Source organism: Nocardiopsis sp. TNDT3, from assembly GCF_003427465.1.
GTDB lineage: Bacteria > Actinomycetota > Actinomycetes > Streptosporangiales > Streptosporangiaceae > Nocardiopsis > Nocardiopsis dassonvillei.
This window is the reverse complement of sequence record NZ_QPFC01000725.1, coordinates 1-8111: the sequence shown is the minus strand read 5'-3', so window position 1 is coordinate 8111 and position 8111 is coordinate 1. Positions and strand designations below refer to the sequence as shown.

The window sequence follows — 8111 nt, the reverse complement described above, 5'->3', positions numbered from 1 at the left end:
GGGCCGTGCGGCCCCGCCCCCGGGTGCGGTCCGGTCCCCCGGTCCCGTCGGCCCCTACCCGGCAGCCTCCAGGCCGCCCTGCATCAGCGACAGGATGATGTGGTTGTCCCGGTAGATCTGGTTCTGGGCGGCGGGGTGGTCCTCGGGGAAGGACTCCACCCGCGCGCCCTCCAGGGCCGGGGCCAGGTACTTGTAGGTCCAGATCGGGATGCGCGGCAGCAGCTCGTTGAAGACGATCGCCATCGTTTTGAGGGCCTCGGTCTGCTCCTCCTCGGTCTGCGCGGTCTTGGCGACCTCGACCAGCGCCTCCAGGTCCACCTCGCCCCGGCTGGGGCTGTCCACCTTCAGGTCGAAGTCCTGCCCCGGGGTCTCGCCGGTGCGGGCGTTCTCCACCAGGAAGTTCATCTGGAAGGCGCCCCAGTACTGCGGGATCTCCGGGTTGCCCCAGTGGCGCACGGCCACCTCGAAGTCACCTGCGGCCCAGATGCCCCACGGGTTGTCCGCGGGCACGTTGCGCGCGGTCGTCTTGATCCCGAAGGCGTTCCAGGCCTCCTCCACCTGGGTGGCGGTCAGCTCGAAGTCGCCCCAGCCCGCGACGCCGATGATCTCGTAGCTGGCCTCCTGGCCCTCGGCGGTGTGCCAGACCCCGCCCTCCTTGGTCCAGCCCGCCTCCTCCAGCAGTTCGGTGGCCCGGTCCGGGTCGTGGTCGTAGGCGGCGAACTCCGCGAGCTCCTCGGGGGTGAAGATCTGCTCGGTCTGGAGGTCGACCAGCCCGGAGTAGTACCGCACCCGGTCGTAGGCCTCGCCCCGGGCCACCTGGCCGATCTGGTCGCTGTCGAGCAGGTGCTTGAGCGCCTTGCGCACCCGAACGTCCTTGAGCTCGGGCTTGGCCGCGTAGTTGAACATCAGTCCGCAGCCGTCGTAGCCGGGGTGCTCGATCCACCGGAACCCCTCGACGCCGCGGAACGCCTGCTGGTCGGCGGCGGAGGTGGCCAGGGTCGAGTAGTCGACCTCGCCCTGCTGGATGAGCAGGGAGGCCTGGCGGTTGTCACCCTTGTGGACGACCACCTCCTCGAAGTTCACCTCCTCGCCCCGGTAGCCGGTGCTCTCGCGCACCAGGGTGATCCGCGCGTCGGACATCTGGGCCCGGTCGAAGGTGTAGGGCCCGCTGGTGATGATCTCCTCGGGGTTGAACTCGATGAACTCGGCGTTGAACTCGGTGTGCTCGTCGTCGCCCTGGCGGACGCCGTCGGCCACCATCGTGATCGCGCGCTCCCCGAAGTCGCCGTAGGTCGACTTGGAGAAGATCCGGTGCTTGACGACCTGGAGCTCGATGCCGGGGAAGGGGTTGTCGAAGCGCGCGCGGACGCTGAGGTCGTCCAGCCGCTCCAACTCGGTGATCTGCGGGAAGCCCACCGACCACGCGGGCGCCTCCAGGACCCGGATGGCGTAGTTCTGGTGCAGGTCCTCGGCGGTCAGGTCGGTGCCGTCGCTCCACTTCAGGCCCGGGCGCAGGGTCACGACGAGGTCGTCGCCCTCCCAGGCGCTGTTCTCCAGGAGCAGGTAGTCCCACTCGTGGGTCTCCCAGTTGTAGAACGCGCCCGCGGGCAGGAAGAGGTCGGCGTACACGGAGTTCATCAGCAGCGCGCCGTCCTCCACGGCGACGTTGCGCGTCTGGGCGGCCAGGTCGAAGTCGAAGACGCCGGTGAACTGCGTGGCGCCGCTCTCGGCGTTGTCGCCGCCCGCGCAGGAGGACAGCACTCCGGCGCCGGCGACGCCCGCCGCGCCGAGGCCGATCGTCCGGAGCAGGCGCCTGCGGCTCAGGTCCCGCATCAGGGGGTGGGGGGTGGGAGGGGTCATTGGCGATTCCTTCCGAGTAGGACGGCGAGCAGACCGAGGGAGAGCACGACCAGGCCGATCACGACGGTGAGGGCGCTGATGACGAACTCGGCTGTGCCGGGGGGTGTGAGGACGAGCATGAGTGCGCTGGTCAGGGCGAGGAAGGCTCCGGCGAGGAGTCCGAAGCGGCCGACGACGGCGAGCACGGACTCAGCCCCGGCCGACGACGTGGCAGGCGAGCAGCCGGTCGTGCGCGGGGGCCAGCGGCGGCCGGACGGTGTCGCAGCGGCCCTCCTCGTAGAGGGGGCAGCGCGGGTGGAAGTCGCACCCGGACGGCAGGTCCGTCAGGTCGGGGATCTCGGAGCTGCGCAGCCTGATCCGTTCCCGGCCGTGCGCCAGGTCGGGGTCCGGTTCGCAGACGGCGTCGATGAGCGCCTTGGTGTAGGGGTGCTGGGGATCGTTGACCACGCGCGGGGTGGGACCGTGCTCGACGATCCTGCCCAGGTACATGACGGCGATCTCGCCCTCCCAGGCGAAGTACTTGGCCACGGCCAGGTCGTGCGTGATGAACAGGAAGCCCACGCCGAGGTCGTCGCGCAGCGCGCCGAGGGTGTTGAGCAGGCTGACCCGGATGGACACGTCGAGCATCGAGGTGGACTCGTCGGCGATGATCACCTCGGGTTCCATCGCCAGGGCGCGGGCCACGGCCACGCGCTGGCGCTGGCCGCCGGACATCTGGTGCGGGTACTTGTCGAGGTACTCCTCGGCCGGGGTGAGGTCGACCCGCCGCAGGAGTTCGGCGGTGGCCCGGCGGGCCTCGTGCCTGTCCTTGACCAGGCCGTGGCGGCGCAGCCCCGCGGAGACGGTCGAGTAGACGGTGCGCACGGGGTTGAGCGAGGCGTAGGGGTCCTGGTGGATGAACTGGACCGAGCGGCGGAAGCGTCTCCGCTCGCTCCGGTCCATTTCCGCGACGTCCCTGCCCCGGAAGAGCACGGAGCCCCGGACCGGGTCGGCCAGGCCCGCGGCCATGCGGGCGCTGGTGGTCTTGCCGCAGCCGGACTCCCCGACCAGGCACAGCACCCGTCCGGGGCGCACGTCCAGGTCGACCCCCGCCACGGCGGGCACGTCGCCGCGCGGGGTGGAGAAGACCTGGTGCGCGCCGCGCAGGCTGAGCACCGGCGGCGGGGCGTCCCCTGCGTCGCCGGCGGGTGCGGCACCGGGCTCGGGCCGCGGGTCCGCTGAAACGGTCCGGTCAGTCACGGGTGGCCCCCTCGGTGGAGAGTTCGTTCGAACGCAGGCAGGCCGCGGCGTGGCTCAGCCCGTCGGGGCGGTGCGTGAGCACGTCGAGCACGGGCCGGGTGGACGCGCACCGCTCGACGGCGTGCTTGCAGCGCGGCGCGAAGGAGCAGCCGGGGGGCAGCGCGGAGAGGCTGGGCGGGCCTCCGGGCAGCGACTCGGGAACCCTGAGGTCGCCGGTGACCGGGGGCACCGAGTTGATCAGCGCCGAGGTGTAGGGGTGCCGGGCGCGGTGGAAGATGTCGCGGGTGGTGCCGGTCTCGATCAGCCGTCCCGCGTACATGGTGCCGACGCGGTCGGCGAGTTCGGCGGCCAGGCCCAGGTCGTGGGTGATGAAGACCATCGAGAAGCGCAGTTCCTCGCGCAGCTCCGCGAGGCGCTCGACGATGGAGCGCTGGGTGAGGATGTCCAGGGCGGTGGTGGGCTCGTCCAGGATGAGCAGCTGCGGCTCCAGTGCCAGGGCGAGCGCGATGAGGGTGCGCTGGCGCATGCCGCCGGAGAGTTCGTGGGGGAAGCTGTCCAGCACCCGGGCGGGGTCGAGCCGGACCATGCTCAGCAGCTCGGCGGAGCGTTCGAGGACCTCGGCGCGCGTGCGGCGGCCCCGGTCGTGGGCGCGGAAGGTGTCGAGGAAGTGGTCGCGCACCCGCAGCACGGGGTTGAAGGCGTTCATGGCGCCCTGGAAGACCATGGCCGCCTCGTTCCAGCGGAAACGGCGCAGGTCCTCGCGGGCGAGGGTGCGCACGTCGACGAGGCGGCCGTCCTTGCGGCGGAAGAGGACCTCGCCCGCGGAGAGGACGCCGGTGCGCGGGAGCAGCCGGAGCAGGCCCAGGCCCAGGGTGGTCTTGCCGCAGCCGGACTCCCCCACCAGGGCCATGGACTGGCCGGGGTGGAGGTCGAAGGAGACGTCGCGTACCGCGGTGACCTGTTTCCTGCGGCCGGTGCGGTAGCCCACGTCGACCCCCCTCACCGACAGGAGGGGGCCCTCGGCGGACGGCGGGGCGGCGGTGTGGTCGGTCATGGCTCACCTGTCCCGGAGTCGTGGGTTGAGGGCCTGCTCCAGGGACCGGGTCATGGTGACCAGTCCGATCTGGAAGAGCATGATCATCACCATCGGGGCGATGAGGAAGGGCGCGGCCTGGGGCAGCAGGAAGGCGTTGTTGTTCCAGGCCTGCTGGATCATCAGGCCCCAGTTGTCGGCGGTGCTGGGCAGCAGGCCGAGCAGGTACATGCCGACCACGGCGTAGATCGCGTTGGTGATGGCGATGATGAAGTTGATGAAGATGTAGCCCGCCATGTTGGGCAGCACCTCGACGAAGAGGATGCGCGCGGTGCCCAGGTCCTGGAGCCGGGCGGCCTCGACGAACTCGCGCTCCCTGAGGGTGAGCACCTGGGCTCGGATGGAGCGCATGAGGTAGGGCCAGGTGACCAGGCCGATGATGAAGGAGACCACCAGCGGCGAGGAGGTGCGGAAGAACGACGCGATGACCAGCATCAGCACGATGAACGGGATGGTCATCGTGATGTCGGTGAGCTGGAGCAGGAAGTGGTCGATCCGGCCACGCACGTAGCCGGCGACGCCGCCGAGGACGACCGCGATCGCCACGGTGATCACGGCGGCGACGAAGCCGACCCAGATGGGTTCGCGTCCGCCCAGCACGAGCTGGGTGAAGGTGTCCTTGCCCTGGTGGTTGGTGCCGAGCCAGTGCTCGGCGGTGATCGGTCCCCAGATCGCGGTGACGTCCGTGGGGTTGTGGTGGTCGATGAGCAGCGGCCCGACGAAGGAGAAGAGCAGGACGCTCAGGACCAGGCAGAGTCCGACGAACCCGCTGGTGCTGCGGGTGAGGCCCTGCCAGATCGTTCCCCAGACCCCGGGGGCTGCGGTGGTGGTGACGGCCATGTCCGGTGGGCTCCTACGTTCGGATGCGCGGGTCGAGGCGGCTGTAGAGGAGGTCGGCGACGAGGTTGGCGACCACCACGCAGGACGTGATGATGATGAGCAGCCCCTGTAGGAGCGGGTAGTCGCGGTAGTTGACGGCGTCCAGGAGCAGGCCGCCGACGCCCTTGTAGACCAGGACCTGTTCGACGAAGATCGCGCCGCCGACGAGGGTGCCGAAGGAGATGGCGATCTGGGCGACCAGCGGCAGGACCGCGTTGCGCCCGACGTAGGAGACGGCGATGCGCTGGTCGCGCAGCCCCCGGGCGCGTGCGACGGTCACGTAGTCCTCGCCGAGCACCTCCGTGGTGGAGGCCTTCATGATGAGCATCCAGGTGCCGATGATGGCGAGCACGTAGGTGACGATCGGCAGGGCCGCGTGGTACAGGGCGTCGCCGAGGAACTCCGCGTTGAACCCCGCCTGGACGCCGGGGCTGATCGTGCCGCGCAGGTCGATGGGGTCGAACCACCCCAGGTACATGCCTCCGCCGAAGACCAGGGCCATCGCGATGAGGTAGTTGGGGACGGCGCCCAGGACCGAGGCGAGGACGCTGAGCACGTGGTCCAGGAGGCGGTTGCGCCAGTAGGCCATCACCATGCCCAGGGCCAGGCCGAGGACGACGGCGATGACGGTGCCGACGCCGATGCTGAACAGGGTCCAGGGCAGGTAGGCGCCGATGGCCTCCATGACGCTCTGGCCCGGCCGGTTGATGGTCATGCCCAGGTCGAAGGTGACCAGGCCGACCAGGAAGTCCCACCACTGCTGGTACAGGGGGGCGTCGGGGTCGTAGGCCAGCGAGTTCATGGCGATGACCCGGGCCTCCTCCATCGACATGCCGCCCTGCGTGAGGCGTCCGGCCATCACGTCGATCGGGTCGCCGGGCATGGCGCGGCCGAGGAAGAAGGTCACGTTGGCGACGACGAACACCACGACGACGGCCTTGCGGACCTTGACGGCGGCGTAGTGGCGCCAGATCCGCCTCAGCGGGGGCGCGGGCTCGTCGGTGCGGGCCGACGCGCCGCTTCCGGCGCGCGGCGGTGGCGGGGAGGCCGCGATTTCGGTGGCCACGGGGCTCCTTCGGGGGCGCAGGGACTCCGTTTCTATTAGGAAAGTTTCCTAATAGAGGGTTCACGGTAACCCGATCCGTGTGGTCCAGACCACCTTCGTGACCAAACGGCGTCTTCCGAGCGACACGATCGACATCACGAAACGAACAAAAATCGATAAACCGTCACATATGGTTGCCGCGTCGATTGGCCGAACCCGGCCACATGAGCACACTCATGACATTTGTGGGTGTTGTCATCACACGGGCGGTTCGTACGGTTACGTCTCCGAAGTACACGATCCCGTTCCCCCGAACGGACCGAAGACGCGGAGGCGACCCCCGTGCGCACAGCACGCGCAACCACACTGGCCTCGACCGTCCTGGTGACGGCCCTGGCCGCATCCCTCGCAGCGGCCTCCCCCGCCGCGGCCGATCCCCTGGACTCCCCCGCCGACGACACCGCGCTCGCCGAGTTCCACGACCAGGAACTGGCCTGGGCTCCCTGTACCGAGGAGGTGCTCCAGGGACTGGAGTGCGCCGACGTCGTGGTCCCGCTCGACTACTCCGACCCCGGAGGCGAGCGCGTCACCGTGGCCATCAGCCGGGCCCGTGCCGCCGACCCCGAACAGCGGCGCGGCATCCTGCTCACCAACCCCGGGGGTCCGGGCGGGCACGGGCGGAGCATGCCCCTGCCGCTGGACCCGCAGACGGGCACCGGACTCGTCGGCGGCCTGCGGGTCGCCGAGGTGTACGACGTCATCGGCATGGACCCCCGCGGCACCGGCGGGTCCTCTCCCAGGCTGGACTGCGACTCGGAGCCGCCGCCCGTGTACCCGAGTCCCACGGACGAGGAGATCTCCGAGGCCACCCGGTCCGCGATCCGCTACCAGCGCGCCTGCGAGCAGGCCGAGGGCGACGTCCGCCCGCACATGACCACCGCCAACACCGCCCGCGACATGGACGTCATCCGGGCCGCCCTGGGTGAGGAGAAGACCAACTACCTGGGCTACTCCTACGGCACCTACCTGGGCGCGGTCTACGGGAGCCTGTTCCCCGAGCGGCTGGACCGCAGCGTGCTGGACTCGTCGGTGCACCCCGACGGCGTCTGGCGCGACGTCTTCATGATGCAGGCGCCGGCCTACAGCGAGAACATGGACCGCTACACGGCGTGGGTGGCGGGGTACGACGACGTCTTCGGCTTCGGTTCGACCCGGGAGGAGGTCTACGCGACCTTCGAGGCGACCGCCGAGCGGCTGCGGGAGGAACCGCTCGAGGTCGCGCCCGGCGTGCTCTACGACAACCACCTGTTCCACATGGAGGTGGGCATGTACTCGCGCTTCCAGGACCGGTGGGACGTGGTCTCGGAGATCCTGGGGTACATCGTGCACGATCAGCCCCTGCCCCAGCCCATCGCCGCCCAGGCGGGCGCTCTGGCCGAGGAGGAGTACGGCACGGCCACCATCGACCTGCAGACGGCGGTGCTGTGCGAGGCCGAGTGGCCCGAGCGGATCAGCACCTACCACGCGGACGCCCGGGAGTACCGGGAGGAGCACCCCTACGGCAGCGGCGCCTACTGGGCGGTTCCCCACCCGTGCACCTTCAACGGCCTCGACCGGCCCGAGCCCCCGGTCGAGCTGGAGCGGGAGGGCTACCCCGAGGCACTGGTCATCGCCGGTGAGTTCGACGCCAACACCGCCTACGAGGGCGGCCCGGCCATGGCCGACCGGCTGGACAGCTCCCTGATCACCGTCGCCGGTGACGGCGGGCACGGCTTCTACCTCCCCGGCGGCCTGGACTGCGTGGCCGACGCGGTGGACGCCTACCTGGTGGACGGGGCCCGGCCCGAGGACCTCACCTGCCAGGGCCTGCCCCCGGCGGAGGTGGACGGGGAGATCGAGGTGGAGGCCGAGGACCTCGTGGCACTGCGCGACCGGACCGGCCCGAGCGGTCTGGGGATCTGACCCCGGAGACGACGGCGGCCCCCCCCCCCCCCC

At 70.4% G+C, this 8111-nt stretch carries 7 protein-coding genes; 1 reads left to right on the top strand and 6 read right to left on the bottom strand.

Translation table 11 applies throughout. From position 1 onward, the window contains the following. Positions 1-54 precede the first annotated feature (54 nt). Genes DQW06_RS17970 through DQW06_RS17945 form a run of 6 tightly spaced genes read right to left on the bottom strand, consistent with a single transcriptional unit; the run spans position 55 to position 6137 of the window. On the bottom strand, positions 55-1860 hold the full coding sequence (locus tag DQW06_RS17970; RefSeq protein WP_071621439.1) for an ABC transporter substrate-binding protein: 1806 nt from the start codon (positions 1858-1860) through the stop codon (positions 55-57). Further along, a complete protein-coding gene (locus tag DQW06_RS17965; protein WP_013151540.1) occupies positions 1857-2045 on the bottom strand; it encodes a hypothetical protein in 189 nt (62 codons plus the stop codon). Before DQW06_RS17965 ends, DQW06_RS17970 begins: the two co-directional genes overlap by 4 nt. Positions 2046-2049: 4 nt before the next feature. Beyond that, entirely contained in the window at positions 2050-3099 is a 1050-nt protein-coding gene (locus tag DQW06_RS17960) for an ABC transporter ATP-binding protein (RefSeq protein ID WP_370449097.1), read from the bottom strand. Then, a complete protein-coding gene (locus DQW06_RS17955; protein ID WP_071621438.1) occupies positions 3092-4153 on the bottom strand; it encodes an ABC transporter ATP-binding protein in 1062 nt (353 codons plus the stop codon). Before DQW06_RS17955 ends, DQW06_RS17960 begins: the two co-directional genes overlap by 8 nt. A 3-nt stretch (positions 4154-4156) precedes the next feature. After that, positions 4157-5032: an ABC transporter permease gene (locus DQW06_RS17950; RefSeq protein WP_013151537.1), complete on the bottom strand. Its 876-nt coding sequence runs from the start codon at positions 5030-5032 to the stop codon at positions 4157-4159. A 13-nt stretch (positions 5033-5045) separates the two neighbouring features. Beyond that, positions 5046-6137, bottom strand: coding sequence for an ABC transporter permease (locus DQW06_RS17945; RefSeq protein ID WP_013151536.1), 1092 nt, complete (start codon positions 6135-6137; stop codon positions 5046-5048). A 321-nt stretch (positions 6138-6458) separates the two neighbouring features. On the opposite strand from DQW06_RS17945, the gene DQW06_RS17940 reads away from it, so the two are divergent. Next, a complete protein-coding gene (locus DQW06_RS17940) occupies positions 6459-8078 on the top strand; it encodes an alpha/beta fold hydrolase (RefSeq protein ID WP_013151535.1) in 1620 nt (539 codons plus the stop codon). Positions 8079-8111 lie beyond the last annotated feature (33 nt).